Genomic DNA, 26,413 nt, shown 5'->3' with positions numbered 1-26,413 from the left:
CCTCCCGCTTAACCTTGGAACGCGGCGCCCCAGGCTGTGCCCTTTGCTGCCGCCGGGGCTTCGAGTTGCGCGCGTTGGGTGAATTTCCCGCCGCGCAGGTCTGCGCTGACCTGCTTCAACACATCGCGTCGGCTTTTTGCTGGATCCTCCCTCAGTGCTTTGAGGAAAAAGTAGCTGAAGGCGCCACTGTACCGCCCCGAGAAGTCAGCATCGGCGGCCGTCTGGTCCGATCGGCAGGCCGCGAACAGGACTGGCTTTGCCGCGGCGTCGGACCGGACCAGGTCGCGGAAAGCGCGCGGATCCGCCGATTCAGTCCGTTCCAGGCCAAGCGGTGTGGGAGGCGGGACGAACCGGGGCCGCCTGGTGGGAAGCAGATCCAGTGCGCGCAACCCGGACCCGCTATGGCAGGTGTCCAGGACGACGTCGAGCAGCACGCCGTCAGGCAGGGTAGCCAGCAGGTCATGCAACTCGTCGTCGAGGATCAGGGTGGAGGCGTCCCACTGGTCGCCCTTCTGTCTCATGTCGAAGGTAACGAACGCTTCGTCGGCCCCGTCCGGCTCGTCCCCCGACACGTCGAGGACCTGAGTGCCGTGGCTGGAGAACGTGAACACCAGGTGGTCACCCGGTTTGGCCCGCTTCACCATCGCCTGCAGCTTGCCGATGACCGCAGCCTTGGTGGCCTTCGAGTCCAGGAGTACCGTCACGTTCCGTTTCGCGAACCCATACTGTTCGGCGAGTATCGCCGCGAAGTCCTTGGCGTCGTTGACGCATCCGTTGAGCCAACCGTTGGTCGGCAGGTTCTCAAACTTGTTGATGCCGACACAGAGCGCGTACTTGGACATGGCACCGTCCTCCCTCGGTTCCTGCCCCGTCGCAGGTACGCGGCAACCTAGCGGAGGAGGTGTTACTGGGCTGTTACTGGCCAGACGGAGCGGGATGCCAGTGAGGGGCTAGCGGCTGGACTCCAGAGCCCTGAAAGTGGCCATCTGCCGGTGCCGACGTTGCAGGCTGTCCCGGCGTGGGGTGGGGTTCGCCTCGGTGGGTTCAGCCGTCAGGTCAATGTGGCGTTCCCCGTAGTGCCACAGCAGCACATCATCGAGGAGCCGGTCGGGTCCCGGCGAGTACCTGTGGTCGAGGGCGCGGCGCACCGAAGTGATGGTGTCCGCCTGCAGCAGTGACGCAAGGGCCGTCGTCGTCGTCAGTCCGTGGGCGGCAAGCAGCTCGGCCGCCCAGCCCCAGTTGTCGTCAGTCTTCCGGTCGACGTGCGGGAGGAGCGTCTGCCACACGTCCCGTACCCGGTTCGGGGTTAGCGGGACGCTGCCCTCCCCGTACTCGTCCCAGAAACCGGTGACCGTTTCATACCGTTCATGCAGTTCGGCGAATGCCGACTCAACGGATTCGAGCATCGCCGCGGTACCGGTGAACTGGCGGTCGAAGTACGGACTCCATGCCTTGGGGTTGGAGGCCTTGAATCGGATGTCGTGTTCGATTTCGGACCATGCGTGGGCCAGGACGGTGCGGATCTGGACTTCAAACATGTAACTGCCGCCGGCTTTCGCTGCCGGGTCCAGTGCCTTCTGGTAGTCCTTGACGGCTTCGCTCTGGATTGTCCGCAGGATCAGGTGACGGCTGGAGTATCCGTAGGTGCCCGATTCGATGGTGCCGATGTCCTTTTCCCGATCCCCCCGGCAATCGAAGTCCTGCCGCTGCCGCTTGATCAGATTTGCCGCGACATCCACCTCGTGCGGCAGGGTGGTGATCACCCGGACACCGACAACGTCGGTGAGGTTTCGCAGCGGGTCAGGAAACACCAGGGTCGGCAGGTCACCGGGAACGGTTGCGGCGAGCATGCGGGAGGCCTTGTCGCGGAACGACTCGACGGTCTTGGTGCGGGCCGTGACGAACAATGGGTTCAGTTCGGTGCCGACAAAAATTTCCTGGATACCGGCCTGCATCTGACGGGTGACCTCTTCGAGGCGCGGCCGGACCCGCTCGAACTCGCGGGTGCTCGCTTCCACCGCGGGGCGGAGACGGTCATCCAACTGATCCCAGGCGCTCATTTAGACTCCTCCGACGATGGCTTCCAGTCATCCTATCGGGCGGGTCTGACAGTTCCGGTGGAGCGGTGCTTAGAGCACACCGCCGATCTGCCCCTGGCGTCCGGCGGTGGGCATCGAGTGGCCGTCCACTGGCCGGTCCTCGTCGCTGGTGGTGCCCTGCCGCGTGTCATAGCTGCGGGGGGTACGCAGATCATGCGACCGCTTCATCAGCCCGGTGATCACCAGAAACAGGCCCCCAACCAGGAGGACTACTCCCAGCACGAAGAGCGCCAGCGACAGCCCCTCGGCCGTTTCACTGAAAACCTCGAACAGTGGTGTCGGCAGGATAAATAGTGTGGCTACCAATGCCACGCCGCCCGTGATGAGCCGCCGTGTTCCTTTGGTGAGCATCGTTCCCCCTTGATTGGTCATTCCATTCAAACACCCGGCACCTCACCTGGAAAGGGTGGCACCGGTGCGAGTGAGGTGCGCCGGTTACGCTGTGCGGTGTGGACAACCTACGCCGACGCACCGTTCTGGGCGCCGCTGGCCTCGCCGCCGCGGCTGCACTCGCGGGCTGCGCGGCGGCCAGGCCCGGCCCGTCACCGAAGCAACCGGAGGAACCAGTGACACCCCAGCGCTACACCTATGGCGATGATCCCAGCCAGTTTGCCGAGCTGTACCTGCCGGCTGGTGAGAGGCTCCCGGGCGTCGTCGTGATTATCCACGGTGGATACTGGCGATCCGGGTACGGCCTGGATCTGGGGCAACCGCTGGCCGAGGACCTCGCGTCCCGTGGCTACGCCTGCTGGAACCTCGAGTACCGGCGGGCGGGGAATGGTGGCGGCTGGCCGGAGACCTTCGCCGATGTGGACGCCGGAATAGACCTTCTGGCCACGGCGGCAAGTGATCACGGTCTGGACCTGGCGGTGACAACGGCACTTGGACACTCCGCAGGCGGCCACCTTGCGGTATGGGCGGCGGGACGGTCATCGTTGCCCGGCGGCGCTCCAGGAGCCGGGGTACCAGCGGTGCCGCTGACCGGTGTCGTCAGCCAGTCCGGGGTGCTCAACCTCGTGGAGGCACACAACCTGGGGTTGGGTGACGGAGCGGTATTGATCCTGATGGGCGTGGATCCGGCCGGGGACGCGGAGCGTTACCGCGCGGCCGATCCCATGGCAGCCATTCCGTTGGCTGTCCCGGTCCTTGCACTGCACGGAGAGGAGGACTCGACAGTGCCGGTCAGCCAGTCCCAAAGCTACGTAACGGCTGCCCTTGCCGCCGGGGCGGAGACGGAGTTGCAGCTGATCCCCGGGGACCACTTCGCGATGATTACCCCGGGAACCGATGCCTGGGCGCAGGTGGTGGAGGCGGTGGACCGCCTGATGGGTCGCTGATCCAAAGAAAGCGCAATGGTTACTGTTGCTCCGGTTCGACGATACGGTGTTCAGACCGGCTGAAAGGGCTACGTCAGATGAGCAGCACCATCATCCCCGTGCTCGAAATTGGAGGCACCCACCTCACTGCTGCCCTGGTGGAATCCGGAACGTGGGCGATTGATCGACCTTCCCTGGCCCGGGTCGACCTTCAGGCTCAGGGGACCGCGGAGAGCCTGATTGAAGCGATCGGCGTGGCCGCGGATGCTCTCACCGCCGCCCCAGGAGCCATCTGGTCCGTCGCGATTCCCGGCCCCTTCGACTATGCAACGGGGGTTGGCCGTTTTGAGAACGTAGGAAAGTTCGACAGCCTCAACGGCGTTCACGTTCGGAATGCCCTAATGGACCGCATCACTCCCACTCCGGGGATGATTCACTTCCTCAACGACGCTGACGCTTTCGGGGTGGGGGAGTACGCCCTCGGAGCTGCCCGGGGTCACGACCGGGCGCTCTGCATCACCCTCGGTACCGGCGTGGGTTCGACCTTCCTGAACCACGGCGAACCGGTCGGCACTGGTCCGACAGTCTCACCGGATGGCAGCATCCATCACGAAATCTATCGGGGAAGCCCACTGGAGCACACCGTGTCCCGGCGGGCTATCCGGGCAGCCTATGCAGCGGCGGCGGGAATGGACCCGGCAACAGGTCCCGACGTCCACGCCATCGCCACCCGGAGCCGCGCCGGCGATGACACCGCCCGCCAAGTGCTGGATACGGCATTCGGTGCACTGGGGGAAACCCTCGCGATGGTGCTGAAACGCTTTGACGCCGGCGTTCTGGTGATCGGCGGCTCAATGGCCCGATCTTGGGATCTGGTGGAACCGGCGATCCGCGCGGGAATGACTCTCGAAGACCGGCGGCTTGTGGACTTCAGGATCGAGCGGGCCGTCCTGCCCGACGACGCCGCTCTGGTGGGTGCCGCGTACTGGGCGTCGCGCCGCGAGGATCACGGCCGCTGAGCACCTGATGCTCCCTGCAGCCCAGCCCAGCCCAGCCGTCAGCCTCGCGGGCTGACGGCCGGATGCCGCATTACTCCGAGGGGAGTTCGGCGTCAGGGGTTTCTTCCAGGTAGGTGGCCTTCCAGGCACCGTCGGTGTAGACCACTGTCGCTGAGTAGATGGTGCCGGCGGGATCGAACGGGCGGGTCTCCTGGACCTCTCCGGCCTCGTCGAATGACGTGTAGGCGTCAGGGTTGACGGTGATCAGAGCGTCAACCTCAACGTCCTCGGCCACTTCTTCTGCCGGGGTAGTGACGATGATCTGCTTGACCTTTGGCTGTCCGCCCAGAACCCAGCCGCCGTCCGCATACATTGCCGCAAATTCCTCGGCCTCGGCGGTAGCCGCTTCTGCGCCGTCGAGGGTGGCAAGCAGTTCCTCGGTTTCGCCGGTCCGCTGGTTGTAGGACTTCAGCTCGAAAACGTGGTGCAGGAAGGCCCGTGCACCCTCGGGGCTGGCTTCGCTCATCAGATCGTTGGTCTCCGGCGCCTGAACATTCTGGGCGGGAGCAGTGGAACTCGCAGGGGTTGGGGCGGCAGCCTCGGACGGGGCGGCGGACTCGGTCGACTCACCGCAGGCGGTCAGCGTGGCGAGTGCGATGACGGCAATAGCCGCAGCATTTCTGATCTTCATGGTGTCCCCAAATTTGTGTGTTTCTGGCGCGCTTCAGAGCGCAGTATCAGGCCCATCCTAGCGGTAGCCTTAGGCAACTAGCGGCTCGTTCGAGGGTGGTGTGCCGGAGATCACACCGAACCTCCTCACCCACTCAGGTGATCACACCCGGCCATTCCTGAAGCAACCACAGGCTCCCCGGTGGGTGGGGGTGCTAACTTGTTAGCGTGCTCACCGTGATCGGGGAAACCCTCATAGACGAAGTAATCAGCGATGTCGCGTCGCCCCGCGCCCATGTGGGCGGCAGCCCGATGAACGTGGCTGTCGGTCTGGCCAGGCTGGGGCATCCCTGCCGGTTCATCGGACGCTGGGGCGATGATGAGTATGGGCGGATGATCCAGGAACACCTTCGCGGCAACTCGGTGCTCACCCCGATGGGACCCGACAAGCACCCCACCAGCATCGCCACCGCGCGGCTGGATCCTGCAGGCGGTGCCTCGTACAAATTCCAGCTGGTGTGGGAGCTGCAAGGAATCCGTGAAGAGACGGACAGGATTCTCGAGGGAACCACGCTCCTACACACGGGATCTATCGCCACCATGCTGGAACCTGGGGCGACTGACGTGCTGGCAGTCGTCGAGCAGGCGCACCCGCTGGCCACCATCTCCTATGACCCCAACTGTCGGCCCAGCATTGTCACCGATGTTGCCTATGCCCGGGATCAGGCAGAGAAGTTTGTGGCGCTCGCCGACGTCGTCAAGGCCTCCGATGAGGACCTTGAGTGGCTCTACCCCGGGCAGGACGTCCTCGAGACAGCACGTCTCTGGTTGGCGAAAGGCCCGGCCATGGTGGTGGTCACGCGCGGTTCCCTCGGCCCCTGGGCCGTCGTCGCGGGCGGCGAAACCTCGGTCCCGGCGCCAGCCGCCCAGGTGGTGGATACGGTGGGTGCCGGAGACTCGTTCATGTCCGCGTTGTTGGGTTCACTCGTGGACCGGGGCTTCGCCGGCGCGCAGCAGCGGAATGACCTGCGCCACATTTCCGTTGAACAGATGGAAGCAGTCCTCGTGTATGCGGCAAGAGCGGCAGCCGTTACCGTTTCCCGTGCCGGTGCTAATCCGCCGGACCGCAATGAGCTAATGACAGACCCGAAACTGAACCAGGAGTAGTTATGACCCGTGACCCGTACGCAGACCTCCCCCCAGTCCCCGAGTTCACCCTGACCAGCACAGATATTGAGAACAACCAGCCGTTGGATGCGAAGCATGCTTCCGGAGCGATGGGTATCGACGGCGGGAAGGATCTGTCGCCGCAGCTCTCCTGGAGCGGGTTCCCGGAAGGGACCAAAAGCTTCGCAGTGACTGTCTACGATCCCGATGCCCCCACGGCGAGCGGATTCTGGCATTGGGCTGTGTTCAATCTCCCGGCGTCCACCACGTCACTGCCGACGGGTGCCGGCGTCGACGGGAGCCCCAATCTGCCCGACGGTGCCACCCAGCTGAAGAACGACGGCGGCTTCACGGGTTTTATCGGCGCTGCGCCTCCGGCAGGACACGGCCCACACCACTACCACGTGGTGGTGCACGCGGTGGATGTCGAAAACCTTGAGGTGCCGGCTGACGGCAGCAACGCTTATCTTGGGTTCAACCTGTTCTCCCATACCCTTGGGCGGGCTCGCCTGATCGCCACGTTCGAGCAGTAGATAAGGTCCTGCTATTGTTCCGCTGAGCCCCGGGAATCCACTGGATTCCCGGGGCTCAGCGCTCTTCCCGGACGGGTAGGCTTAAAGTCACCCGCTTAGTGAAGGAGTACCCGCATGCGCCTGGTCGCCAGCGATATGGATGGAACGATTGTTGGCCACGACGGCAGGATCAGCCCACGGACGGTCGAAGCATTTCAGGCGTGCCTGGACGCGGGCGTTGAAGTGGTGTTCGTGACCGGCAGGCCACCCCGCTGGCTGGATCCGCTGCGCGAGCAGTTGGGACACCGCGGAACGGTGATCTGCTCCAACGGTGCGGTCACCTACAACCTGGAAGACGAACAGGTGCTGAGCGCCCACTTGTTGGAACACAGCAACATTCTGGCTGCCCGCAAGATCATCCTGGACCTCTATCCGGCGGCGTCCTTCGCTGCGGAGACGGTCGATGGATTCCACATCGAGCACGGGTTTGCCGAGGAAGGCTCGGTGGAGTTGCTCGCTGGCGCTGTGGCGCGGCCGCTGGCAGAATCCCTCGTCGGGGCAGGAGTTATCAAGTTCCTGGCCCGGGAACGCGAGGTCTTGCCGGATAGGTTCCTCAATACCGTGCGGCCCGCCGTCGCCCACCTGGTCACCGCTACCCATTCCGCCCCGAGCGTTGCGCTGCTGGAAATGTCCATGCCCGGCATCAACAAGTCGGTCACCCTCGCTGAGTTCGCGGCCAGCCGTGGCATCAGCCAGGCCGACGTCGTCGCCTTCGGCGACATGCCCAACGATGTGCAGATGCTGAACTGGGCAGGCACCGGCTACGCGATGGCATCCGGGCACCCGGAGGCGATTGCGGCCGCGGACCTGCAGGCTCCGGCGTTCGAGGATGACGGCGTCGCACAGATTCTTGAAGAACGCCTCTCCGCGCTCAGGGCGACCCGCTAACCCGTGCTGCCGTACCTGCTCAACACCGGACCGGATGGGGTGCAGCGGCCCCTTGCCCTGTCGCACCGCGGGTTCTCGGTCGACGGGCTGGAAAACTCGATGGTGGCCTTTGAGGCTGCCGTGGACCTCGGATTCGGATACCTGGAAATCGATGTCCGGACCTCTCAGGACGGAGTCGTGATGGTGTTCCACGACGAGCTGCTGGACCGGGTGTGCGATGCTCAGGGCCCCCTGGCGGAGCGCACCCTGGACGAGCTGGACAAGGTCCGGATCAACGGCGTCGAACCCATCCCCACTCTGGAAGCCGTCCTGACCCGATGGCCCGACCTGAAGCTGAACATTGACCTCAAAGATGACGCCTCCGTGGAGCCGTTCGTCCGGCTCGTGGAACGGCTGGGGGCCCATGACCGGGTGCTGGTGGCCTCATTCTCCGACCGGAGGCGGCGGCGGACCCTGAACCTGCTGTCCCGCCCGGTGGCGTCCTCCGCCGGACAGGTTAGCTCGGCTCTGATCTGGCTGTTGAGTCCGCTTGGCCTAACCAAGCGGCTCGCCCGGCTCACCCGAGTAGATTGTCTTCAGCTGCCGATCCAGCACGCAGGCGTGACGGTGATGACCGACCGCTTTATCCGAAGGTGTCGCGCCGCGGGGCTGCCGGTCCATGTCTGGACCGTCAATGAGACCGACGCGATGGAGCAGCTGCTGACGCTGGGCGGCGGCGTAGACGGGCTCGTGTCCGACCGTGCGGATCGCCTGGCCGAGACAATGCGACACCGGGGGCAGTGGCCGCAAACCGCCTCACCCAAGGGCAGCGGAAAAGCACCGTAGCCGCAGCGGGGCTGTGGGCCACCACTATCGTGGGGGAGCGCCACGTTTCTTGCCGGATCTGTTCACAGGGGCTCGCGGTGGATAGGTCGCTTCGGTCCACAAATGGAACAACGCGTACGCCCGGTGTGGGCGCCACCGCTCGGCGATGGCCTCCGCCTCACGGATGCTGGGATTGCCCATCGCCCGTCGCAGCACCAGGTCACCCGGCGTGAAGGCGTCCCGATCTCCCAGCACCCGGACAGCCAGGTAGTCGGCTGACCACTGGCCGATCCCGGGGATAGCCAGCAGTTCCGCACGGACGGCCGTATGGTCGCCCGTGAGGGTGAGTCCGTCGCTGAAGGCCCGGGCTACGTGTTGGACCGTCGCTCCGCGGGTGCCGGTGACGCCGACGGCGCTGCGTAGCTCCTCGGACGGAGCAGCGGCGAGCACTTCCGGCGTGGGGAAGATCGTCAGCCCGGCTGGGCCGGGGGTGCCGTAGGCAGCGGCAAGGCGCCCGGCAAACGTGCCCGCAGCGGTGACGGAGACCTGCTGTCCGAGGACAGTCATGATTGCAGCCTCGAAGGGCTCGGGATACCCCACTGCCCGCAGGCCGGGGCGCCGACTGACCAGGGGGCCAAGCAGGGTGTCCGGTTCAAAGGCCCGAGCGACCGCATTAAGATCAGCGTCCAGGTCCAGCCAGCGGCGGATTGTCGCTGCCAGGCTGGGAAGGTCCTCGACGGGCGCGGAGGTATCGACGTCGACACCCAGCGCACCGATGGTCAGGGTGACGGCGTGGTGGCCGCCAGCGGAACCGAGCAACCGGGTGTGGGACATCCCCTGGCGGTCGGGGACTTCACAGCCGGGAATGAAGTGGTTTGCGAGCAGGGACACCATGGGCCCTGCCTCGATCACCCCGTTGGCTGCCAGGAAGAAGCGTGCGGTCACCCCAGCACCGGGTCGGTCAATGTCCTCAGGTACTCCAAAGCGTGCGGACCGTACTGGCGCATCGATGCGTCGTCCGCGTGGATCAGCAGTCGCAGCCAGGACCCGTACCGGTGCAGCCGCGCCAGTTTGAGTGCAGGCTCGACCACCAGCCGTAGCTCAGCAAGCGGCGCGTAGTCAGTCCACCGTTCGAGGTACGCGGTGACCACCGCCCGGATACGGGGGTCGTCCACCGTGGTCTGCCACTGCTCCTGCATGACCGTCAATGGCACGTACAGCGAACTGAAGGGGTGCGCCCAGCAGGAGTCACCGAAGTCGAAGAACCGCAGTGGGGCATTCGTCGCGCCAGGTATGAAGGCGTTGTCGGCGTGCAGGTCATTGTGTTCAAGGCTCAGGGGGACGCCCAGGGCACTCATTGCACCGGCTGCTTCCTCAAGGGCGGGAATGCTGGCATAGATGCCGTCGGCGGCCTGGGAGGACAGGTGCAGGGGATGATCGGGCGGTAGACCGGTATGAAGGAGAAGCTGGTTGCTCACGAAGTTCCCGGCGATCGCTGGATCCATGCTGATCAGGCCGACCGCGGCCAACGGCGACCGATGGGGAACGAGTTGCCGCTGGAAGTCGGCGAAGCCGGTCACCACCCGGACCCACAACTGGTAGTCAGCCGACTTCAGTGAGGCGAGCGTCTTCCCGTGGTCGGGCGTCAGCATCCATCCCCTGGCGGGTTCGATGGCGAGGGGAGCTGCCACATGGTCGGGTGTCAGTTCCGCCAGGGAGGCCACGATCGCTGCCTCCGCGAACTGGCCCGGGTTGTTCTCCTTGAACCACAATTGCCCGTGGTCGGTCGGCACGGTGACCTGGGTGGACCAGAAGCGAATCCGCGCCTGCTCCACTGGGCCGGTCTGCGTCAGGCCACTACTCTGCAGAACCTGCGTAATCCACTGCTGGATCTCCTGATGCCACGCCGGAGATGCCCAGACCTGCTGGAGGTCCATCAGAACTGGTTCCGGTGGGTTGGCGTGCGGCGCAGCCCCAGGACGACCGGCTGTGCCGGGCGGACGTGGCCGGGCCAGTGCCGAGAGCTCATGCCACTCTGCAACCCGATCCGCACCATGCCACCAGTTTAGGCATTCCGATCGCCTTGAAGGCAGCACTCCCGCAGAGAGTGCTCAGGCGAAGGTTCCGAGCCAGTCGATCGCGTCGTCCTCGGAGGTGAAGAACTGCGCAGGGTGCGCCTCGTTGTCAGCAAAGGCGGCGACCACCCGATCAACTGGCCCGTCGCCCACCAGGGCGATCGCTGTGATGCCTTCTTCATCGCAAATGACGCGGCGAGCTGCGCTCGTGAAGGCGACGGCGGTCATGCTCATGAGGATTCGGCGTGCGCCCTCACTGAGTAGCGATGCGTCCAGCGTGGCGCGGGCCTGATCCACAGTGACCACTGTTGCGGGCCGCCACTGGACATGCAGGATTCCATCCTCCCTGAGAGCGAGGCGCTGGGTTTCGTCTGCGGTGGAGTGTCGTGCGACGTCGTTGATCTGGCGGTTGTTCATGGTGTCCCGAGACCTCAGCAAATATGTTGAAAGTTTAAGTAAGCGTCTATTGGGTTACTTCGTCGCCTGCAGCCATTTGGATGTGTGAGGTAGGCCACTGTTGCTCAAGGACACCAAGAACTGCTGAGGCGACACTGCGCGGGTCCCTTCCGTCGGTGTGGAGGACCGCGTCGTCGACGTCAGCCGAGCTGAGAATCGCCTTCAACTCGATGGCACGATCAAGATGCCAGTCGAGCGATGGATCGAGTGGATCATGGCGGCGTCGCAACCTGTGTTGCACTGTCGCTGGGCTAGCCTCCAGCCGGACGACCAGCAACTGATCCAGTACCTGCTCGTACTCCTCGCGCTGGAGGGTCCCTTCAATGACTCCGGCAAGCACCAGGAGGCGGGTGCCGCCGGCACGGAAATTGGGGATGACGGCCGACAGGTTCGCCAGCTCGAGCCGCCGGTTGAAGGGGTCGCCGGTGGGGGCGGGCCACGCAAACCGCAGCCAGTCGAGGTCGATTACTGCATTCGGTACACCGCGGATCGTCAGCAGGTCCGCCAGGGCATCAGCAGTCGATGTTTTTCCCACGCCAACCGTGCCGTTGAGGAAGACGCAATGCAGGGCGGTGGTCACCGCATCAGCCTAATCGTCGCGGGCGGTCAGGTCCGGCAGATCGGAAGGATCTTCCCCTCCCCCTACGGCCCTCCGGGGGACTAGCTTTGGAGCATGAGCAACGACGACGACGTCCGCGGCCTATCGCTTGCACTCCCAGAAACCACCGAGCGTTCCTCCTATGGACGGCCAGCATTCAGGGTGAAGGACAAGGTGTTCGCCTGCCTGTACAAGGAACCCGGAGTGCTGGTCCTCTGGCGTGAGACAGAAGAGGAGAAACTCGAACTGATCGCCGCCGACCCCAACAAGTTCTTCACCACTTCCCACTACGACGGGTACCCGATGGTGCTCGTCCGGCTTGACGCAGTGGGCCGGGAGGAGCTGGCGGAGCTCCTGGAAGAAGCGTGGCTGACCCGGGCCCCTGCCAGTCTCCGAACGGGAAGGGGCCGGGGCTAGGAAAGCCGGCTCAGCCCAGTTTGGAAGGGCGGGACCCTTGGTCAGAGGCGTCGACGTCGTTCGGCCCAGTGACATGTTCGCTTCCCCGCCACCGGGCGAGAGCGTTCATCACGTGGTAAATCACCAGGGTTGCCGCAGTGCCCAGGGCGATACCTTCGAAAGTGAGTTCACCGATGGTCCAGGTGAAGTTGGCAATGCCCACTACCAACGCCACCCCCGCCGTCGACAGGTTGATGGGGTTGGAGAAGTTGACCTGGTTCTGTACCCAGATCCGGACTCCGAGGATACCGATCATGCCGTAGAGCACCACCCCGGCGCCGCCGATCACGCCCGGCGGGACAGTAGCGATTAGCGCGCCGAACTTGGGGAACAGGCTGAGCAGGATGGCGACGATCCCTGCCACCCAGTAGGCGGCAGTCGAGTACACACGAGACGCGGCCATCACACCGATGTTCTCTGCGTACGTGGTGGTTCCGGAGCCACCGCCTGACCCGGCGAGCATGGTGGCCAGACCGTCAGCCATCAGGGCACGGCCGGTGACTGGGTCAAGGTCACGCCCGGTCATCGCAGCCACCGACTTCACATGGCCAATATTCTCGGCAACCAGGACCAGGACCACGGGGATGAACAACCCGACGACTGACAGGTGGAACTCGGGGGTCTGGAACGGTGGAAGGCCTATCCACGCGGCATCCCCAATCGCCGCGAAGTCCACTTCCCCGCGAAGCATCGCGACCGCGTACCCGGCGAGGACACCCACCAGGATGGACAGTCGCCCGAGGATGCCCTTGAAGAGCACGGTGACCAGGAGGATCACCACCACGGTGATGAGGGCGGTCAGTGGTGCCTGCTCAAAACTGGCCTTCGCGGTGGGGGCGAGGTTCAGCCCGATCAGGGCGACGATGGCTCCGGTGACAATGGGCGGCATCACGATCTGGATCCAGCGCGAACCCGCCCGATGGACGACGGCGCCGATAATCGCCAGGACGGCCCCGGCCATGATGATGCCACCGAGCGCCCCCGCCGGTCCGTGCTGGCTTTGGGCTGCGGCGATCGGGGCGATGAAAGCGAAGCTCGACCCCAGGTAGCTGGGCACCTTGCCGGCCGTGATGATCAGGAACAGGATGGTGCCCAGGCCCGAGAACAGCAGGGTGGTGGCGGGTGGGAATCCGGTGATCAGGGGAACCAGGAACGTGGCACCGAACATCGCCACAACATGCTGGGCGCCGATCCCCACCGTCCGTGGCCAGCTGAGCCGTTCATCAGGGGCAACAAACTGCCCGGGAAGGACGTTCTTTCCATCACCGTGAAGCGTCCACGACGTGCCGAACCTGCTCATGGCTGTGCCTTCCAAGAATGTGCGGGGTGATCTGTCGGAAAGCCTACCGTCCGGGCGGAGTGTTACGTTGCACTCATGTCATTCACTGTCGAAGGCCGAACAGTCCTCATTACCGGAGCCGCCAGCGGGATGGGTCGGCTCTACGCGGAACGCGCCGTCCAGGAGCGGGCCGCGGCCGTCGTCCTCTGGGACGTCGACGCCGAAGCCCTTCACGCGACCGCCGATTCGCTGGCCGGATCCGGCCCGGCTGTGCACAGTTATGTAGTTGATCTCGCGTCCCTGAGCGAGATCACGACGGCGGCGGCCGCGGTCCGGAACGATGTCGGGGTTCCGTCGGTCCTGATCAACAACGCCGGGATCGTCCGCGGAAAATACTTCTGGGACCACGACCAGCAGGCTGACATCGCGCTGGTGATGCAGATTAACACGCTTGCGCTGATGCACCTGACCCGGGAGTTCCTGCCGGACCTGATTGCCTCCCGGGAACCGGCGCGTATCCTCAACGTCGCTTCGGCATCAGGCACCCTCTCCGTGCCCAGGATGAGTGTGTACACCGCCTCGAAATGGGCCGTGATCGGGTGGAGCGACTCCCTGCGGCTGGAGCTTCGCCAAGCGGGGCACCGGCAGATCAAGGTGACCACTTTGATCCCCAGCTACATCCGGACCGGTATGTTCGAGGGCGCCCGCGGTCCCCTGTTCACACCGCTGATGGACCCCGCCGACGTCGTCGACCGGGCCTGGGGCGCGCTGCTCGCTGGCCGCCCCCGACTTCAGTTGCCGTGGTCGGTGGCACTGGGCAGCGCGCTCCGCGGCGTCCTGCCGCAGCCTCTCTGGGATGTGGTGGCCGGACGTGTCTTCAAGGTGTACAGCTCGATGGAGCATTTCACCGGCCGTCCCAGCTGACCTGCATGCCCGCACCCGACGACCCGCGACCGAAGACCACGACGCGTCCGCCGCGTCCTGAAAGGACCCCCAGATGAGCACTACCCCCCGGGAAACCACCGATCTGTCACCGCTGGTGGAGCGCCTGCGTGGGACCTTCGACGGGGGGACCACCCGGCCCCTGTCCTGGCGGCGTGCCCAACTCCAGGGTCTGATCCGGATGGTCACCGAACGGGAAACGGACTTCACCGACGCGCTGTACTCGGATCTGGGGAAGAACCGGCTGGAGGCGGTTGTGTCCGAGTTGTCCCTGGTGCGGGCCGAAGCCGAGCACGCGCTGAAACATCTGCGGAAGTGGACCAGCGTCGAGAAGGTCCAGGTCCCCGCGGGTCTCCTGCCTGCGAGGGCCTACCGGCAGGCCCAGCCCCTCGGCGTCGTACTGATCATCGGTCCGTGGAACTATCCGGTCCAGCTGCTTCTGGCCCCCCTGGTCGGCGCGCTCGCCGCCGGGAACTGTGCGGTCCTGAAGCCGAGCGAACACGCCCCCGCCACGTCGGCGGTGATGGCCGACCTACTGCCCCACCACCTCGACCAGAGTGCCGTCACGGTGGTGGAAGGCGGTGCAGCGGTTGGCGAGGAGTTGCTCGCCCAGCGGTACGACTCCATCTTCTTCACCGGGGGCGAGCGGGTTGGGCGGATCGTGGCCGCCGCTGCGGCGCGGACGCTCACGCCCGTCACCCTCGAACTTGGAGGGAAATCTCCCGCAGTGGTGCTCGGTGGCGACCTGCAGGCGGTGGCCCGGCGGCTGGTGTTCGGCAAGTTTCTCAACGCGGGTCAGACCTGCGTTGCCCCCGACTACGTCCTGGTGAAACGTGGGCTTGAGGAGCAGCTCCTCGCGCACATGAAACGTGCGGTCACCGGGTTCTACGGCGCCGATCCGGGCCGAAGCGCTGACTACGGCCGGATCGTCGACGACAGTCACTTCGACCGGCTGGTCGGCTTCCTGGCGGACGGCAACGGCACCGTGTACACCGGGGGTGCCCACGACCGGGCCACCCGGTACCTCGAACCGACGCTGCTGACGGAGGTGCCGACGGATTCGCGGGTGATGCAGGAGGAAATCTTCGGTCCGATCCTGCCCGTCCTGTCCGTCAATGGCATGGACGAGGCCGTTGCTTTCGTCAATGCCCGGCCAGCCCCGCTCGCCGCGTACCTGTTCAGCAACCAGCCGGCCGAGCAGCAGCAGTTCGAGGACCAGGTCCGCGCGGGTGGGATCGGCCACAACGCCTGCAACCTGCATCTCACGGTGCCCGGCCTGCCGTTCGGCGGGGTGGGCCCCAGCGGTATCGGCGCCTATCACGGCCGCTATTCATTCGACACGTTCAGCCAGCTCCGGGGGGTACTTTCGAAGGGCACAGGCATTGACACCCTGCGCCTGGCCTACCCACCGTATCGGGGCCTGAAGAAGTGGCTCCTCCGGCGGGTTCTCTGACCCCACCCTTCAGCTGAACCGTGAGCTGAGGCGGAACGGACGCCGTCGGACCCGCTCTAGCTCACGGTTCGGGTGGGTTAGCCGCCGATAACCCCGTCGACCAGCGCCTTCGCCTCGTCCTGGACCTGTGCCAGGTGCTCGGCGCCCTTGAAGGACTCGGCGTAGATCTTGTACACGTCCTCGGTGCCCGACGGACGGGCGGCGAACCAAGCATTCTCTGTGGTGACCTTCAGGCCACCAATCGACGCCCCGTTGCCGGGGGCCTCGGTTAGCCTGGCGGTGATGGACTCACCGGCAAGCGTGGTGGCCGCAACGTCCGACGGCGACAGCTTGCCCAGTGCTGCCTTCTGGCTCCGCGAGGCCGCCGCATCGATGCGCGCGTAGACGGGGGACCCGAAGCGGTCGGTCAGGCCCTGGTAGTGCTGCGACGGTGTCCGTCCGGTGACCGCGGTGATTTCCGAGGCGAGCAGGGCCAGCAGGATGCCGTCCTTGTCGGTGGTCCACGGGGATCCGTTCAACCGCAGGAAAGAGGCTCCGGCGGATTCCTCGCCGCCGAAGGCAAGGGATCCGGAGAGCAGCCCGGGAACAAACCACTTGAAGCCAACCGGCACTTCCTCAAGCTTCCGGCCGAGATCCGCAGCCACCCGATCGATGATCGAGGAGGACACGAGGGTCTTCCCGACGACGGCGTCCTGCCGCCACTGGGGACGGTTGCGGTAGAGGTAGTCAATGGCCACGGCTAGGTAGTGATTGGGGTTCATCAGCCCGGCGTCGGGGGTGACGATCCCGTGCCGGTCGGCGTCGGCGTCGTTGCCCGTGGAGATATCAAACTCGTTGGCCCGGGCAATGAGCGAGGCCATTGCCGACGGTGACGAGCAGTCCATCCGGATCTTTTCATCCCAATCCAGGGTCATGAACGCCCACTGTGGGTCGACGGCGGGATTGACGACCGTCAGATTCAGGTTGTGCGTTTCACCGATGGCACCCCAATAGTCGACAGCCGCCCCACCCATCGGGTCCGCGCCAATGTGCAGCCCGGACTCTCGGATCGCGTCGAGGTTCAGGACGGTGGGTAGGTCCTCAACATAGTGCTGCAGGAAGTCGTAAGTCCCGATTCCATCTGCCTGCTGCGCCTGACTCGCGGGGACGCGACGGACTTCCTTGAGGCCGCCCTCCATCAGCGTATTGGCCCGATCGGCGATCCAGTTGGTGGCATCGGAATCGGCGGGGCCGCCGTGCGGGGGGTTGTACTTGAATCCGCCGTCGCCGGGAGGGTTGTGGGAGGGAGTGATGACAATGCCATCCGCCTGGTCTGCGCCCTGCGCGTTATAGACGAGGATGGCGTGCGACACCGCGGGGGTGGGGGTGTAGGCGCCGCGCGCGTCCACCCGCACCGTGACGTTGTTCGCTGCAAGCACTTCCAGCGCGGTTTGCTGGGCCGGCTCGGACAGCGCATGCGTGTCCCGGCCCATGAACAGGGGACCGGTGATGCCCTGACCCGCCCGGTACTCCACAATCGCCTGGGTGATGGCGGCGATGTGCCCCTCATTGAAGGAGGCCTTCAGGGAGGACCCGCGGTGCCCGGATGTCCCGAAGGCCACCCGTTGGGCGGGGTCGCCAAGGTCGGGAACAACGTCAAAGTACGCGTCCAGAAGTGCGGAAATGTCGACGAGATCGCTGGGGAGGGCGACTGTGCCCGCTCGGTTTGCCATGGCTACAGCATGCCAAAGAACTGGTGCTATTACAGCCCCGGCGTCGTAAACCCCTTCGCGCCGCCATGGTGGTAGGTTCACCGTGTACATAGCCACAGGCAGGAAAGGCACCACCATGAGCGAACAGAACGATACCGAACGCGACGATTCAGAACAGCGGGTCGGCGGGTCGGACAAGATCGACGCCGGCGGTTACGGAGGCCCCGGACCGGAGAACGAGCTGCCGGACGGCAAAGAGATCGAGACCGAGGACAACCGGGACGACGACGACTCCTGATCCTCGGCGTCAGTCTCCACTGACCGCCCGTGAAGCCCCCGCTAGATTCGGATCTCGCGTTTGAGGATCTTGCCGGTGGGACCCTTGGGGAGTGCTTCCACCAGGACCACCCGGCGGGGATACTTGTAGGCCGCCACCCGTTCCTTGGTGAACTCGAGGATTTCGGCAGCGAGGCGCTCGCGGGCTGCATCGTCAGCGGGCGCAGCTTCCGCCTTCAGGCCCACTACCGCGGCAATCTCCTCGCCCTGCAACTCGTCCGGGACGCCTATCACTGCGGCCTCGGCCACCGCGGCGTGCTCGTACAGGACCTCTTCGATCTCCCGCGGGTACACGTTGTACCCGCCACGGACGATGATGTCCTTCTTGCGGTCGACAATGAAGATCGCACCGTCGTCGTCGTACCTAGCCAGGTCCCCGGTACGGAACCAGCCATCGGGGATCGCGGCCGCTGTGGCGTCGTCGTTGTTCCAGTAGCCCTTCATCACGCAGTGTCCCCTGACGGAGAGTTCACCGACTTCGCCGGTGGGCACCTCCACCCCCTCGGGGTCCAGCATGCGGACCTCGACGCCGTCCACCGGCGTGCCGATCGATCCGGGCTTGCGTTCGGTGCCGCGCCGGTTGAAGCTCACGATGGGGGACGTTTCGGACAACCCGTAGCCCTCCAGCAGCTCGGCACCGAAGACGCGTTCAAACTCGTGCAGCACCTCCACTGGCAGTGCCGACCCACCAGACACGGCGACCCGCAGCGTGGACACGTCGGTGGTGGAAACGGCCGGGTGCCGAAGCATCGCGATGTACATCGTGGGGACGCCCTCAAAGATAGTCACACCGTCGCGGGCAATGATCTCCAGGGCCCGGCCGGGCTCGAACCGGGGGAGCAGGGTGACGGTGGCCCCGGTCAGCACTGCCGCATTCAGCGCACAGGTCTGCCCGAAGATGTGGAAGAACGGCAACCCGCCAAACAATACGTCGCCAACAGCGGTGCCCATCAGGTCGCGGGAGATCTCCGCATTCCGGTGCAGGCTTGCGTGGGTTAGCGCGGCGCCCTTGGGCCGTCCGGTGGTTCCCGAGGTGTAGAGCAGCACTGCTGTGTCGTCTGCCGCCACCTCCGCGATGATCTGCAGCGGATCGACCGACGACAGCAGCTCGAGGAAGGTGCCCGATTTCACCGCCAGCACATCCAGGGTGGTTCCCTGATTGGCGGCCGCGACCGCCTGGCCCACTCCGGACTCGGCCTCAGCTGCCACCGACTCCCACGCGAACACAAGCCTCGCGCCGGAGTCGCCCAGGTGATAGGCGATTTCCCGCGACTTCAGCAGCGGGTTGAGTGGGACCACCACTGCCCCAAAGCGCAGGACACCGTAATAGATAAATGCCATCTGGGGAATATTCGGCATGATCAGCGCAACCCGGTCGCCCGGCTGGACGCCCTTCTGCGCCAGGAGGCCTGCCACCCGCTGGCTCCACTCATCGAGCGCCGCGAATGTCAGGGACGTGTCACCCAGTTTGATCGCCACCGCCTCGGGGTGCTCCTGGACAGTTGACGCGAGATTATTGGCAAGGTTGGGCACGCGATCTCCTTTGATCTTGTAAGTTACCGATGAGTAATAGTCTGTTTCATCGACCCCAGGGACGCAATGGCGTCACTTCGCAGCGAACATGTCACCCGCACCGGCGGCCTGCTCCAACTGGGCGGACACGGCCAGGAGCTGCGCCTCCGAGCTCGGCCGTCCGATGAGCTGGATCCCCATGGAGAGGCCCGTGGAGGTGGTGATCGTGGGCAGCGCAATCGCCGGCAAACCGCAGACGTTGACCATCGAGGTGAATGGAGAGTATTGGCATTGCCTCCGGTAGTCGGTGTCCGCATCCTCGGAGGTGTACCAGCCGATGGGACGTGGCGTCTGCCCTAGGGCGGGAGTGAGGATGAAATCGTACTCCGCGTAGGCGCTGATCGTGTTCTGCTCGAACTGCCGCAGGATGTCGATCGCCGTGACCAGGTCCGGCGCGCTGCGGGCCTGCGACCGCTCACGCATCGTCCGGGTCAGTGGCGTTAACAGCTTCTCGTTCCCCGCAGGGATGGGTGCGGTGGCGAGGGACGCCGTCCACACCGTCTGGAATGCCTGGTGGTAACGGGGGTCATAGCTCAGGTCCGCCTCGAGAACGTCATGGCCCACCGAGGAGAGCGCGCGAATTCCCGCCAGGTAGGCGTCCAGCGCTTCCTGGTCCAGCACGATGTCGAACGCTGCGGCGAAGGGCGACAGGGTGCTCGCCCCGATCCTGAAGGTCCCCTCGGCGCGCAGCGCCGCGGTCAGGAACGACGACGACGGCGGCGCGGCGCTGGTTGCCCGGTGATTCGGTTCGTCGACCATCGCGTCGAGCAGTAGCGCAGCGTCGGTGGTGGTCCGCGCCAAGGGTCCAGCCACCACGAATTGGCCCAGGTCCGCCTGCCCGGACAGCGCCGGAATTCGACCGCGATTCGGTTTGAGTCCGATCAGGCCGGTCGCTGAGGCCGGGATGCGGACGGAGCCGCCGCCGTCGCTGCCGGGGGCGAAGGGGATCATGCCCGCAGCGACAGCCGCAGCACTGCCGCCGGACGAGCCCCCGGGGCTGAGGCGGGGGTCGAGCGGATTGCGGGCCGCCGGGGCGATGTCGTTCTCGCTGTGACAGCTCAGACCGAATTCGGGAACCTGGGTTTTGCCGAGGCTGATCGCGCCAGCGCGGCGCAGGATTGCCACCAGGGGAGAGTCTTCGGCTGGAACCGGCGGAGTCAGGGCAGCCGACCCGAAGCTGGTGGCGACACCCGCCACGTCGGCCAGATCCTTATGCGCCAACGGCATGCCGTGCAGGACCGGAAGTCCGTCGCCCGTACCCCGGGACGAGTGGTAACCCTCATCCGCGGCGGCGGCCTCTTTCAGGGCGAGATCCGCGGTGACAGCAGTGAAGGAGCCAAGTCCCGGGTTGAGATCATCGATCCGGCCGAGGTAGTGGGCAGTCAGCTCACGGGCACTCAGGTCTCCCCGGGCGAGAGCGTCACGCTGGGCGAGGGCGGTGAGCTGATGAAGTTCGGTCATGGAGCGCCGCCCAGCAACCGGGCTTCGAGGGGCTCTTCGACCGCGACGGCGTCGACGCTATCCCCGGCTCCTGCACGCACAATATAGGCATTCTTGCCGGCGGTTTCGGTGACCGCCTCGATGAGGATGGTGTCGTGGTAAACCAGACCGACGCCGTCGTCGGTACAGTGCGTTTCCCCCAGGGTGCCAGCGGCGACCATCCGGTGGATGAGGGGGCGCCGCCCTTCCTCGGAGTCGTAGTGGACGCCATTGCCGTAGGGAAGAAACCCCAGGCCGTTCGTCACTGGCTGCAGCTCTGGGCCAAAGGAATCAGTAGCGCCACCGCGGAACCAGCACAGGGAACCGGCGGAGACTCCGCCGAGGACCACCCCGGCCTGCCAGGCGCGGTGCATCAGCTGATCGAGCCCATGGACCCGCCAGACGGCCAGCAGGTTAGCCACCGACCCGCCGCCTACCCACACCACATCCTGGGACAGCAGGTGGTCCTCCAGTGGGTCGATATTCGGCATGGTGAATAGATTCAGGCAGGCGGCATCAAAGCCGGCAATCCGCGCGGCCTCGGTGAACCGCTGGTTCCACTCCCGCGAATCACCGCCAGCTGTACCCACATAGGTGACGCGGGGGCGGCGCCCCGTGACCTGCGCGAGCTCAACGGCATGATGCATGAGGTGATTGAACTCCAGGTCCACTCTGAGACCCCGACGGTAGCCGCCGGACGTGGCAAGGATGGTGGGACGGTCAGCAGTCATTGTTACCTCCCGGTGGGGTGGGGCAGTGTGGGCGAGGTTCGCCTCCCACTATAGGCTTGGGCGAAATACGACCATTGGGAAGGGGCAAGTCATGAGCGAGTTTGAGAACGTGTCGATTGATTCGATCGGCGAGAACACCACCGTCCTGGACGTCCGGGAGGACTACGAGTGGGCGGCCGGCCACATTGAGGGAGCGATGCATATCCCAGTGGAACAGATTCCCGACCGGCTGGACGAACTCGACCCCGACACTGACCTGCATGTGATCTGCCGAACCGGCGGGCGCTCGCACCGGGTGGCCCAATGGCTGGTGGCCAACGGCTATTCGGCGGTCAATGTCATCGGAGGGATGGGCGCCTGGCTGGAAGCATCCCGCCCCATGGTCTCGGACACCGACCAGCCGCCCACTGTCCTCTAAGAGGCATCTCCACTCGAAGGAAACCATGAGCACGTCCGTCCCAGAGGTGTCCTACACCTTCCTCGGCCCCGAGGGCACGTTCACCGAGGCAGCCCTGCTGCAGGTCCCCGGGGCCGATACCGCCCGAAGAGTCCCAGCGCCGACCGTGACTTCTGCGCTGGACCTGGTGCGGACCGGCGCCGTCGACGCCGCGATGGTCCCGATCGAGAACTCGGTGGAGGGCGGTGTCAGCGCAACGCTCGATGCCATCGCGCAGGGCGACCCGCTGAGGATCATCAGGGAAGTGTTGGTCCCCATCACCTTTGTCCTGGTTGCCAAACCTGGGGTGCCCCTGAGCGGGGTGCGGACCATTTCCACCCATGGGCACGCCTGGGCGCAGTGCCAGGCGTGGATCTCCCAACATATTCCACAAGCAGAATATCTTCCCGGATCGTCAACCGCTGCAGCCGCTGTCGGCTTGCTGGACGCTGACTGCCCCTATGATGCCGCGATCTGCTCACCGTTTGTCGCTGAACGGTTGGGCCTGACGGTGCTCGGTAGCCACATCGGCGATGTGGCTGATGCAGTGACCCGCTTCATCCTGGTCAGTCGCCCCACCCTCCTCCCGGCACCGACCGGTGCCGACAAGACCACCCTGGTGATCCCGCTGCCCGAGGATCATCCCGGTGCCCTGATGGAAATCCTCGATCAGTTCGCCGCGCGCGGAGTCAACCTCAGCAGGATCGAATCAAGGCCAACGGGCCAGTTCCTCGGAGACTACTTCTTCAGCATTGATGCCGAGGGGCACATCGCCGATGCCCGGGTCGCCGATGCACTCAAGGGCCTGCATCGGATCAGCCCCCAACTTCGGTTCCTCGGTTCCTACGCCCGAGCCGATCGGCGGGAACACACGGTGGCCCGGCATACCTCCGACGAGGCATTCAGGGCCGCGCGGATCTGGGTGGAGTCCCTTCTGAAAGTGGGGTAGGCGGCACCGCCGGTCGAACGGGATTCCTGCCGGCCTTGCGCTACCCTGAGCTGGACATGGGCTTACACATTGGCACCTCCGGGTGGAGCTACGACCACTGGGATGACGTGCTGTACCCGAGGGGCACTCCGGCGGGCAGGCGGCTCGGCTACTACGCGCAGCGCTTCGACACCGTCGAACTCAATGCCAGCTTCTACCGGTGGCCACGCGACACGGCATTCGCTGGCTGGCGCCGGAGGCTCCCGGACGGATTCCTCCTTTCCGTAAAAGCGCCACGAGGGCTTACCCACGGCAAGAAGCTGTATCAGCCGGAGGTCTGGGTGCAGCGGATCATCACCTGCTGGCACGAACTCGGCGACAGGCGCGCGGTTCTGCTCGTTCAGCTTCCGCCTGGCCTGGAGCGCGACGATCTGCGGCTCGGATACTTCCTCGGCCTGCTGCCGGACTGGATCCGGGTGGCCGTCGAGTTCCGCCACGCCAGCTGGGACCACCAGGAGGTGTACTCCCTGCTCGAACGCCACGGAGCCGCCTACTGCGTCATGAGCGGCGCCTTCCTGCCCTGCGTGCTCCGTGCCACAGCACCCTTCGTGTACCTGCGGATGCACGGTCCAGACCACCACCACCTCTACGGAGGCTCCTACTCGGAGGCCGACCTGTCCTGGTGGGCGGACCGGATCCGCGAGTGGCAGGGGGCCGGCAAGGACGTGTTCGTCTACTTCAATAACGACGGCGGCGGGAACGCGGTGCGGAACGCCCACACCCTGCGGGACATCCTCGGTCACGGGTAGCCGCCGACGGACGGCAAGTGCCTGCCTGGCGGATAGGCAGTAGGCTGATCTTCTCGATCCGGAAAGGTCACCACCATGCCTCGACTCCGCCGCAGCGATTGCGAAAAGCCGGGAATCACCCGACGCCGTCACGGTAAAGGTTTCAGCTACCGCACCATCGACGGGACACCGTTGCGGGATGCCGAAGAACTTCGGCGCATCAAGGACCTGGCCATCCCACCGGCCTGGAAGGATGTCTGGATTGCGCCCTACCCCAACGGACACATCCAGGCACTCGGTACTGACGCCGCGGGCCGCCGCCAGTACGTTTACCACACGGCCTGGCGGGAGAAAAAGGACCGCGAGAAGTTTGATCGAGCCCTCGAGTTCGGCGAAAAGCTGCCCGCCGCCCGTAGGGTGATCACTTCGCACCTCCGTAGCGAGGGACTGCCGAGGGAACGCGCCTTCGCGGCCGCCCTGCGCATTGTCGACTCGGGCTCGCTGCGGATTGGCTCCGAACAGTATGCGGAGACCAACGGGTCCTTTGGGGTCACCACGCTGCAGGTGGAGCACGTCCGTATCAAGGGCCCCATGATCACCTTTGAGTTCCCCGGCAAGAGCGGGCAGCAGTGGGAATCCACGCTTGAAGACGCCGACCTGTCAGCGGCCATGCGGCCGATGCTGAAACGCGAACAGGCCGACACCGCGTTGGCCTACCGCACCCCCGACGGCGAATGGCACCGCGTCGACGCCTCGCAACTGAACGGGTTTCTCCGGCAGGTCACAGGCGAGGGTTTCACGGCCAAGGACTTCCGGACCTGGCAGGCCACAGTGGTCGCGGCGATGGACCTCGCCCGAAGTGACCTGTTGGCTACTACCAAGACCGCCCGGCAGAAGGCCGTCGCCGCCACCATGCGTGCAGTGGCGGAGAAACTTGGCAATACTCCGGCGGTCGCCAAACGCTCCTACGTTGACCCCCGCCTCGTCGACCGGTTCATGGCCGGTGAGGTAATTGAGATCGCGAGCTACTCGGCGTCCGAGAAGGCTGTTCGCGGGCTGCTTAAAGCGTAGCGATCCTTCCCACTGGAAGCGGTTCATCAGTAGGCTTCACTCAGGGCGCCAGTGTTCGGCGCATACCGCAACGAGAGGCGCATCATGAGCGAGCAGGCCAACGAAGGACAGATCGTTACCCCGAACGACGGCGGCGGAGCCACCTCCGACGAAAACTACCGTGGAGACGCGGGAGACCAGGCCAACGACCTGCGGTTTTCCGAAGAGCAGCAATTGATCAACAGCCAGGCAAAGGGCGAGTTCCCCGACTCGGACACCGAGAACCTTGAGCCCGTGCCCGGGGGCGGTTACACCGGCGCGCAGAAGCGCGGTGCGACCGACAGCGGCTTCACCGGCGAGCAGGACCCGGCCAAGGAGGGTGAGTACACCGACATCGAAGAGGATCCGGCGGACGGCACCGGCCCTGAGGGTGAGTACACCGACGCCGACAGCGTCCCCTCGATCCAGGAGGGCGGCGATCCCTCGAATGAAGAGGGCTCCCGCTAGCTTCTCCCCTTCCGCATCACTTGCCTGGTGCGCTGACGGTCCAGTCCGGGATGTGAGCGGACGATCAGCGCACCAGGGTCGATGCGCACATCAAGCGAGGTAACGGCTCCCGACAGGTCGCCGTCGAGCTGGGTCTCGGTGGGATCGGGGACAGTGACCCTTACCCGCCGGGCCTGGTAATAGTTGATCACCGGGATGGCGGCCCGCGGACGCAGGACAATCGTGGCGCCCAACCAGATCCAGCCCAGGATACTGCGCGGACTCATCACCACCACGTCCAGATAGCCGTCATCGATGGTCGAATCGGGAATCAGCTCAATGCCTCCGGGAAGCCTCCCGCAGTTGGCGAATAGGACGCTGTGGACCGTTCTGGACTGCGCCGGCTGGCCATCAAGGCTGATCAGCATCCGCTGCCGTTTTCCCGGCAGGCTCCGGAACCCCGCCTCGCTGTAGGCCAGCCAGCCGAACTTCGCTTTCAGGTCATCCTTGGTGGCAGCCACCACCACCGCGTCCAGCCCCACGCCACCCATCACCAGGAAAACGTGGTCGGTATGTGTTCCGGTCCGGTCATTGCGCAACGCGATCCGACCCATATCGATCCGGCGGCCGGTGCCGTGCAGGGCGTTGCGCACGCCTGCCCTGACATCCGAGACCGGGATCCCCAGGTTCCGTGCGAGCAGGTTACCGGTCCCGAGCGGAACAATGCCCAGCACCGCGTCCTGGTGGGCCAGCGCCCGCGCAACAGCCCGAACGGTCCCGTCGCCGCCAGCCGCGATGACGACGTCGGCCCCCTCCCGCAACGCCTGGCTGGCCTGCCCAAATCCGGGATCCAGCACTGTCGTCTCAAGGACCAGCGGGGCGGCCCACCCCGCATCGGAACAGGCCGCCTCGACCAGACGGCGTGCGAAACCGGCATTGAGTTTCCCGGGGTGCAGCACCAGGGCAACCCGCTGCGGCCCGGTCGGAGCCGGCAGGGGAGGTGCAGCGGCAGGGGCGGGATGTTTCGGGGAATGCAGGCGGCGGACACCCAGCCAGCTCACGGCTGAAGCCACAGCGGCCAGGGCCAGGGCAACCAGGATGATCAGGCGAAGTGGCATGGTGTTCCTCAGCGTATCGCCCGGCG

At 65.4% G+C, this 26,413-nt stretch carries 29 protein-coding genes; 15 read left to right on the top strand and 14 right to left on the bottom strand.

The features are described from left to right. Positions 1-8 precede the first annotated feature (8 nt). The 3 genes from HMI58_RS01355 to HMI58_RS01345 form a co-directional block, all read right to left on the bottom strand. Positions 9-842: a caspase family protein gene (locus tag HMI58_RS01355; RefSeq protein WP_171584928.1), complete on the bottom strand. Its 834-nt coding sequence runs from the start codon at positions 840-842 to the stop codon at positions 9-11. A 108-nt stretch (positions 843-950) separates the two neighbouring features. After that, positions 951-2,060 (bottom strand): (p)ppGpp synthetase, encoded by a 1,110-nt coding sequence (locus tag HMI58_RS01350; protein WP_171617885.1) that lies wholly within the window; start codon positions 2,058-2,060, stop codon positions 951-953. A 69-nt stretch (positions 2,061-2,129) separates the two neighbouring features. Continuing rightward, positions 2,130-2,450 carry a hypothetical protein gene (locus tag HMI58_RS01345; protein ID WP_171617884.1) on the bottom strand — a complete coding sequence of 107 codons (321 nt, stop codon included), beginning with the start codon at positions 2,448-2,450 and terminating at the stop codon, positions 2,130-2,132. 215 nt (positions 2,451-2,665) lie between these two features. On the opposite strand from HMI58_RS01345, the gene HMI58_RS01340 reads away from it, so the two are divergent. Both HMI58_RS01340 and HMI58_RS01335 read left to right on the top strand, forming a co-directional pair. After that, on the top strand, positions 2,666-3,436 hold the full coding sequence (locus tag HMI58_RS01340) for an alpha/beta hydrolase (RefSeq protein ID WP_318779112.1): 771 nt from the start codon (positions 2,666-2,668) through the stop codon (positions 3,434-3,436). A 77-nt stretch (positions 3,437-3,513) separates the two neighbouring features. Next, entirely contained in the window at positions 3,514-4,434 is a 921-nt protein-coding gene (locus tag HMI58_RS01335) for an ROK family protein (RefSeq protein ID WP_171617882.1), read from the top strand. A gap of 70 nt (positions 4,435-4,504) precedes the next feature. Here HMI58_RS01335 and HMI58_RS01330 read toward each other — a convergent pair whose 3' ends face one another. Beyond that, positions 4,505-5,104 (bottom strand): DUF6318 family protein, encoded by a 600-nt coding sequence (locus HMI58_RS01330; protein WP_171617881.1) that lies wholly within the window; start codon positions 5,102-5,104, stop codon positions 4,505-4,507. A gap of 206 nt (positions 5,105-5,310) precedes the next feature. Between HMI58_RS01330 and HMI58_RS01325 the strand changes: the two genes are divergently transcribed. From HMI58_RS01325 to HMI58_RS01310, 4 genes are all read left to right on the top strand, one after another. Then, the gene (locus HMI58_RS01325; protein ID WP_171584933.1) at positions 5,311-6,249 is read left to right on the top strand and encodes a carbohydrate kinase; all 939 of its coding nucleotides are present in this window, start codon (positions 5,311-5,313) and stop codon (positions 6,247-6,249) included. Positions 6,250-6,251: 2 nt separating this feature from the next. After that, positions 6,252-6,782, top strand: a complete 531-nt coding sequence (locus tag HMI58_RS01320; protein WP_171584934.1) for a YbhB/YbcL family Raf kinase inhibitor-like protein — start codon at positions 6,252-6,254, stop codon at positions 6,780-6,782. A 114-nt stretch (positions 6,783-6,896) separates the two neighbouring features. Further along, positions 6,897-7,709, top strand: a complete 813-nt coding sequence (locus HMI58_RS01315) for an HAD-IIB family hydrolase (protein ID WP_171584935.1) — start codon at positions 6,897-6,899, stop codon at positions 7,707-7,709. A gap of 3 nt (positions 7,710-7,712) precedes the next feature. Further along, positions 7,713-8,534 (top strand): glycerophosphodiester phosphodiesterase family protein, encoded by an 822-nt coding sequence (locus tag HMI58_RS01310; RefSeq protein WP_171617880.1) that lies wholly within the window; start codon positions 7,713-7,715, stop codon positions 8,532-8,534. 24 nt (positions 8,535-8,558) lie between these two features. On the opposite strand, the gene HMI58_RS01305 is transcribed toward HMI58_RS01310, so the two are convergent. The 4 genes from HMI58_RS01305 to HMI58_RS01290 form a co-directional block, all read right to left on the bottom strand. Continuing rightward, positions 8,559-9,458: a DNA-3-methyladenine glycosylase 2 gene (locus HMI58_RS01305; RefSeq protein WP_205207770.1), complete on the bottom strand. Its 900-nt coding sequence runs from the start codon at positions 9,456-9,458 to the stop codon at positions 8,559-8,561. Continuing rightward, the gene (locus HMI58_RS01300; protein ID WP_171617879.1) at positions 9,455-10,450 is read right to left on the bottom strand and encodes a phosphotransferase; all 996 of its coding nucleotides are present in this window, start codon (positions 10,448-10,450) and stop codon (positions 9,455-9,457) included. Before HMI58_RS01300 ends, HMI58_RS01305 begins: the two co-directional genes overlap by 4 nt. 174 nt (positions 10,451-10,624) lie before the next feature. Further along, positions 10,625-11,005, bottom strand: coding sequence for an STAS/SEC14 domain-containing protein (locus tag HMI58_RS01295; RefSeq protein WP_171584938.1), 381 nt, complete (start codon positions 11,003-11,005; stop codon positions 10,625-10,627). Between the two features lie 46 nt (positions 11,006-11,051). Then, a complete protein-coding gene (locus HMI58_RS01290; RefSeq protein WP_205207769.1) occupies positions 11,052-11,624 on the bottom strand; it encodes an AAA family ATPase in 573 nt (190 codons plus the stop codon). A 93-nt stretch (positions 11,625-11,717) separates the two neighbouring features. Here HMI58_RS01290 and HMI58_RS01285 point away from each other — a divergent pair, with 93 nt between their 5' ends. Then, on the top strand, positions 11,718-12,059 hold the full coding sequence (locus HMI58_RS01285; RefSeq protein WP_171617878.1) for an MmcQ/YjbR family DNA-binding protein: 342 nt from the start codon (positions 11,718-11,720) through the stop codon (positions 12,057-12,059). Positions 12,060-12,069: 10 nt separating this feature from the next. Here HMI58_RS01285 and HMI58_RS01280 read toward each other — a convergent pair whose 3' ends face one another. Beyond that, the gene (locus tag HMI58_RS01280; protein WP_171617877.1) at positions 12,070-13,398 is read right to left on the bottom strand and encodes a solute carrier family 23 protein; all 1,329 of its coding nucleotides are present in this window, start codon (positions 13,396-13,398) and stop codon (positions 12,070-12,072) included. A gap of 75 nt (positions 13,399-13,473) precedes the next feature. Between HMI58_RS01280 and HMI58_RS01275 the strand changes: the two genes are divergently transcribed. Together HMI58_RS01275 and HMI58_RS01270 are read left to right on the top strand one after the other, a co-directional pair. Next, positions 13,474-14,301 carry an SDR family NAD(P)-dependent oxidoreductase gene (locus HMI58_RS01275; RefSeq protein WP_171617876.1) on the top strand — a complete coding sequence of 276 codons (828 nt, stop codon included), beginning with the start codon at positions 13,474-13,476 and terminating at the stop codon, positions 14,299-14,301. Between the two features lie 73 nt (positions 14,302-14,374). Then, a complete protein-coding gene (locus HMI58_RS01270) occupies positions 14,375-15,772 on the top strand; it encodes an aldehyde dehydrogenase family protein (RefSeq protein WP_171617875.1) in 1,398 nt (465 codons plus the stop codon). Between the two features lie 77 nt (positions 15,773-15,849). On the opposite strand, the gene pgm is transcribed toward HMI58_RS01270, so the two are convergent. Beyond that, on the bottom strand, positions 15,850-17,484 hold the full coding sequence (gene pgm / locus HMI58_RS01265) for a phosphoglucomutase (alpha-D-glucose-1,6-bisphosphate-dependent) (RefSeq protein ID WP_171584942.1): 1,635 nt from the start codon (positions 17,482-17,484) through the stop codon (positions 15,850-15,852). 115 nt (positions 17,485-17,599) lie between these two features. Here pgm and HMI58_RS01260 point away from each other — a divergent pair, with 115 nt between their 5' ends. Further along, a complete protein-coding gene (locus tag HMI58_RS01260) occupies positions 17,600-17,761 on the top strand; it encodes a hypothetical protein (protein ID WP_171584943.1) in 162 nt (53 codons plus the stop codon). A gap of 41 nt (positions 17,762-17,802) precedes the next feature. Here HMI58_RS01260 and HMI58_RS01255 read toward each other — a convergent pair whose 3' ends face one another. The 3 genes from HMI58_RS01255 to HMI58_RS01245 form a co-directional block, all read right to left on the bottom strand. Continuing rightward, positions 17,803-19,332 carry a long-chain fatty acid--CoA ligase gene (locus HMI58_RS01255; RefSeq protein WP_171617874.1) on the bottom strand — a complete coding sequence of 510 codons (1,530 nt, stop codon included), beginning with the start codon at positions 19,330-19,332 and terminating at the stop codon, positions 17,803-17,805. 72 nt (positions 19,333-19,404) lie between these two features. Then, positions 19,405-20,832 carry an amidase gene (locus tag HMI58_RS01250; RefSeq protein WP_171617873.1) on the bottom strand — a complete coding sequence of 476 codons (1,428 nt, stop codon included), beginning with the start codon at positions 20,830-20,832 and terminating at the stop codon, positions 19,405-19,407. Continuing rightward, positions 20,829-21,581 carry a peptidase E gene (locus HMI58_RS01245; protein ID WP_171617872.1) on the bottom strand — a complete coding sequence of 251 codons (753 nt, stop codon included), beginning with the start codon at positions 21,579-21,581 and terminating at the stop codon, positions 20,829-20,831. Before HMI58_RS01245 ends, HMI58_RS01250 begins: the two co-directional genes overlap by 4 nt. A gap of 91 nt (positions 21,582-21,672) precedes the next feature. Here HMI58_RS01245 and HMI58_RS01240 point away from each other — a divergent pair, with 91 nt between their 5' ends. The 5 genes from HMI58_RS01240 to HMI58_RS01220 all read left to right on the top strand — a co-directional run bounded on the left by HMI58_RS01240 (position 21,673) and on the right by HMI58_RS01220 (position 25,290). Next, positions 21,673-21,999: a rhodanese-like domain-containing protein gene (locus HMI58_RS01240; protein ID WP_171617871.1), complete on the top strand. Its 327-nt coding sequence runs from the start codon at positions 21,673-21,675 to the stop codon at positions 21,997-21,999. Positions 22,000-22,024: 25 nt separating this feature from the next. Beyond that, positions 22,025-22,966, top strand: coding sequence for a prephenate dehydratase (gene pheA, locus HMI58_RS01235; protein WP_171617870.1), 942 nt, complete (start codon positions 22,025-22,027; stop codon positions 22,964-22,966). A 56-nt stretch (positions 22,967-23,022) separates the two neighbouring features. Beyond that, positions 23,023-23,754, top strand: coding sequence for a DUF72 domain-containing protein (locus tag HMI58_RS01230; RefSeq protein WP_171584949.1), 732 nt, complete (start codon positions 23,023-23,025; stop codon positions 23,752-23,754). A 75-nt stretch (positions 23,755-23,829) separates the two neighbouring features. Beyond that, positions 23,830-24,804: a DNA topoisomerase IB gene (locus HMI58_RS01225; protein WP_171584950.1), complete on the top strand. Its 975-nt coding sequence runs from the start codon at positions 23,830-23,832 to the stop codon at positions 24,802-24,804. Between the two features lie 84 nt (positions 24,805-24,888). Continuing rightward, on the top strand, positions 24,889-25,290 hold the full coding sequence (locus tag HMI58_RS01220; protein WP_171584951.1) for a hypothetical protein: 402 nt from the start codon (positions 24,889-24,891) through the stop codon (positions 25,288-25,290). Here HMI58_RS01220 and HMI58_RS01215 read toward each other — a convergent pair. Next, positions 25,287-26,387, bottom strand: a complete 1,101-nt coding sequence (locus HMI58_RS01215; protein WP_171617869.1) for a diacylglycerol kinase family protein — start codon at positions 26,385-26,387, stop codon at positions 25,287-25,289. The two genes, HMI58_RS01220 and HMI58_RS01215, sit on opposite strands and share 4 nt — an antisense overlap. Positions 26,388-26,413 lie beyond the last annotated feature (26 nt).

It is taken from the genome of Arthrobacter sp. 147(2020) (genome assembly GCF_013116715.1).
Classification (GTDB): Bacteria; Actinomycetota; Actinomycetes; order Actinomycetales; family Micrococcaceae; genus Arthrobacter_D.
Note: the sequence above shows the minus strand (reverse complement) of the source record. Positions and strands in the feature narration are given on the sequence as shown.

What these genes read in the sequence shown, in the direction of transcription:
- HMI58_RS01270 (WP_171617875.1), top strand. Translation starts at nt 14,375, where the DNA reads ATGAGCACTACCCCCCGGGAAACCACCGATCTGTCACCGCTGGTGGAG.
- HMI58_RS01275 (WP_171617876.1), top strand. Translation starts at nt 13,474, where the DNA reads ATGTCATTCACTGTCGAAGGCCGAACAGTCCTCATTACCGGAGCCGCC.
- HMI58_RS01295 (WP_171584938.1), bottom strand. Translation starts at nt 11,005, where the DNA reads ATGAACAACCGCCAGATCAACGACGTCGCACGACACTCCACCGCAGAC.
- HMI58_RS01300 (WP_171617879.1), bottom strand. Translation starts at nt 10,450, where the DNA reads ATGGACCTCCAGCAGGTCTGGGCATCTCCGGCGTGGCATCAGGAGATC.
- HMI58_RS01345 (WP_171617884.1), bottom strand. Translation starts at nt 2,450, where the DNA reads ATGCTCACCAAAGGAACACGGCGGCTCATCACGGGCGGCGTGGCATTG.
- HMI58_RS01250 (WP_171617873.1), bottom strand. Translation starts at nt 20,832, where the DNA reads ATGACCGAACTTCATCAGCTCACCGCCCTCGCCCAGCGTGACGCTCTC.
- HMI58_RS01215 (WP_171617869.1), bottom strand. Translation starts at nt 26,387, where the DNA reads ATGCCACTTCGCCTGATCATCCTGGTTGCCCTGGCCCTGGCCGCTGTG.
- HMI58_RS01335 (WP_171617882.1), top strand. Translation starts at nt 3,514, where the DNA reads ATGAGCAGCACCATCATCCCCGTGCTCGAAATTGGAGGCACCCACCTC.
- HMI58_RS01315 (WP_171584935.1), top strand. Translation starts at nt 6,897, where the DNA reads ATGCGCCTGGTCGCCAGCGATATGGATGGAACGATTGTTGGCCACGAC.
- HMI58_RS01260 (WP_171584943.1), top strand. Translation starts at nt 17,600, where the DNA reads ATGAGCGAACAGAACGATACCGAACGCGACGATTCAGAACAGCGGGTC.
- pgm (WP_171584942.1), bottom strand. Translation starts at nt 17,484, where the DNA reads ATGGCAAACCGAGCGGGCACAGTCGCCCTCCCCAGCGATCTCGTCGAC.
- HMI58_RS01245 (WP_171617872.1), bottom strand. Translation starts at nt 21,581, where the DNA reads ATGACTGCTGACCGTCCCACCATCCTTGCCACGTCCGGCGGCTACCGT.
- HMI58_RS01350 (WP_171617885.1), bottom strand. Translation starts at nt 2,060, where the DNA reads ATGAGCGCCTGGGATCAGTTGGATGACCGTCTCCGCCCCGCGGTGGAA.
- HMI58_RS01225 (WP_171584950.1), top strand. Translation starts at nt 23,830, where the DNA reads ATGCCTCGACTCCGCCGCAGCGATTGCGAAAAGCCGGGAATCACCCGA.
- HMI58_RS01355 (WP_171584928.1), bottom strand. Translation starts at nt 842, where the DNA reads ATGTCCAAGTACGCGCTCTGTGTCGGCATCAACAAGTTTGAGAACCTG.
- HMI58_RS01280 (WP_171617877.1), bottom strand. Translation starts at nt 13,398, where the DNA reads ATGAGCAGGTTCGGCACGTCGTGGACGCTTCACGGTGATGGAAAGAAC.
- HMI58_RS01320 (WP_171584934.1), top strand. Translation starts at nt 6,252, where the DNA reads ATGACCCGTGACCCGTACGCAGACCTCCCCCCAGTCCCCGAGTTCACC.
- HMI58_RS01330 (WP_171617881.1), bottom strand. Translation starts at nt 5,104, where the DNA reads ATGAAGATCAGAAATGCTGCGGCTATTGCCGTCATCGCACTCGCCACG.
- HMI58_RS01285 (WP_171617878.1), top strand. Translation starts at nt 11,718, where the DNA reads ATGAGCAACGACGACGACGTCCGCGGCCTATCGCTTGCACTCCCAGAA.
- HMI58_RS01240 (WP_171617871.1), top strand. Translation starts at nt 21,673, where the DNA reads ATGAGCGAGTTTGAGAACGTGTCGATTGATTCGATCGGCGAGAACACC.
- pheA (WP_171617870.1), top strand. Translation starts at nt 22,025, where the DNA reads ATGAGCACGTCCGTCCCAGAGGTGTCCTACACCTTCCTCGGCCCCGAG.
- HMI58_RS01220 (WP_171584951.1), top strand. Translation starts at nt 24,889, where the DNA reads ATGAGCGAGCAGGCCAACGAAGGACAGATCGTTACCCCGAACGACGGC.
- HMI58_RS01230 (WP_171584949.1), top strand. Translation starts at nt 23,023, where the DNA reads ATGGGCTTACACATTGGCACCTCCGGGTGGAGCTACGACCACTGGGAT.